The sequence below is a fragment of the Pseudomonas sp. CM27 genome (assembly GCF_013179515.1).
Lineage (GTDB): Bacteria > Pseudomonadota > Gammaproteobacteria > Pseudomonadales > Pseudomonadaceae > Aquipseudomonas.
Map to the genome: position 1 here is coordinate 1 of NZ_JABMCN010000424.1, position 1745 is coordinate 1745.

Annotated in this window: 2 protein-coding genes and 1 pseudogene; all 3 read right to left on the reverse strand. The window is 60.3% G+C overall.

What is annotated here, in order from left to right; translation table 11 throughout:
• Positions 1-111, reverse strand: a pseudogene (locus tag HP547_RS29790) (EF-hand domain-containing protein); the annotation flags it as partial.
• Positions 112-282: 171 nt separating this feature from the next.
• Positions 283-843, reverse strand: a complete 561-nt coding sequence (locus tag HP547_RS28605) for a DUF4174 domain-containing protein (RefSeq protein ID WP_172218758.1) — start codon at positions 841-843, stop codon at positions 283-285.
• Between the two features lie 242 nt (positions 844-1085).
• Positions 1086-1745: NEL domain-containing protein (locus HP547_RS28610; protein ID WP_218583505.1), on the reverse strand; the 660-nt coding region annotated here is incomplete at its 5' end.

A 1745-nucleotide genomic window follows, 5' to 3' on the forward strand; every position in this document is an offset into this window, starting at 1 on the left:
CAGCTGATAACCCTGAGCCAGCGGTTCGACGGCAAACGCGCTGCTGCCCAAGGCCATGCTGCCGATCAGGGCGGCACCCAGAATGCCGAAGGTGCTTCGTACTTGAGTCATGGTGATGCTCCACTTTGGTTTGGAAAGTGGAGCCATTAGGCCGGGCGGAGTTGTCGTGGATGTATCAGGCGATGCGCTGTTTTGTAGGGAAATGGGTCTGTACGCTTGCCAGATACAGACCGATACATGCCGCGCAGATGGCCCTGGGCATGCCAGGGCCATTACCGGGGATCAGTCTTCCAGCGGTTTGGGAGGTGCCGCCGGCTTGGCGGGTTTGGCAGGCTTGGCGGCTTTGCTGTCCTTGGGTTTGGGTTCAGCGGCGGCCGCAACGGGCTCGGGCGCTGTAACGGCCTTCTCGGTGGCGGGCAGCTCATCGACCGCCTTGAAGATGTCCTCTGGCTCGATCGTACCGCCGCTGTCGTCATCCTTGAGCATGTGCCGCTCACCATCCTTGCCGATCAGAATCACCTTGGTACCTTTGCTGGCACCCAGCTTGAGTTCGCGGATAAGCGCCATGGTGGTCTGCTGCTCCAGGTTCTTGTCCTCACGCTTGCCGATCATCTGGGCAACGCTGTACAACACCAGATTACGCTCCTTGAAACCCGCCTGAGTGGCAGGGTCTTTGAGCGCCTCGTTCAACCCGCGCAGGGTCGGGTCGGCGCTACTGGGCGCAATGACCACCAATGGCCTGGCTTTGCCCAGTTCCTTGGCCAGCGGCGCATCACTGTCGGCCGCAATAACAGGCCCTGTGATAGCGAGCAGGGCGGCGAAGGTCAGTGACCGGACGAGCATGCGTATCTCCTTATTCTCTCGATAAACCAGAAGACTACAGATCAGGGAGAAAGATCCGACGAACGAGCGTAAACCAACCGGGGGCATCGGTGTGTCAACGAAAAGTAACCGAGCATTACCGTTTGCGACAACCTGCCCAAGCCCCCACAAAGTCCATACGCCCGCCTGTCAGATGAGCATAGTCCAACGCGCCCTTTGCACACCGTAGTAACGCATCGCATCCAGCTGCAGTACGGCTTCGCTCAGCCATGGGGTGCAGGGGGTGCCAATACTACGGCGGGCAAATGCGTGGCGATCGCTTCGCGGGTCAGTTGTAACTGCAGGTTGCGCTCCCTGCGTTGCACACTGTCATTGAGCCGATTGATTTCCTCAGCGGGCGCGTTACGCTCCATCATTGCCTCGAGGTCGTCGTGCATGGACTGCGGAACTTGCAGGCGCACACCGAAAGCCTTCTGCAGATACGCTTTCCAGAACCGTTGCGACACCAGGTATTCCGCCAGCGCGTCCGGCGACTGCGCATTGCGGACCTGCCGTGCTGCGACGACGAGGTCCAGGTCGGAAAGCAAGGCGACTCCTGGGTTGAGCATTTCGTCGTGCTCGATGGGCAGGTCGAGATTCTCGATCAATGCCAGGCGGTACGCCAAGGCGAACTCCAGCGATTCATCGGCCCTGCCCACGCGTGCCGCGTGCAGCGCCGCCAGGCTATCAAGCGCTGCCAGCCGCCAGCATTGAGCGCCAATGGAAAGCAGCGCCTGCTCTGTGTCGACAACGCTGTGTTCGTTCTGCGCCTTCCAGACCTTCACCCGGATCTCCAGATCGCTGAAGCGCAGCGTCGCATTGTCTTCGCAATACTCGCTCAAGGCGTGCCTGAACACTTCTGCTTGCAGCTCCGGGCGCTTCAC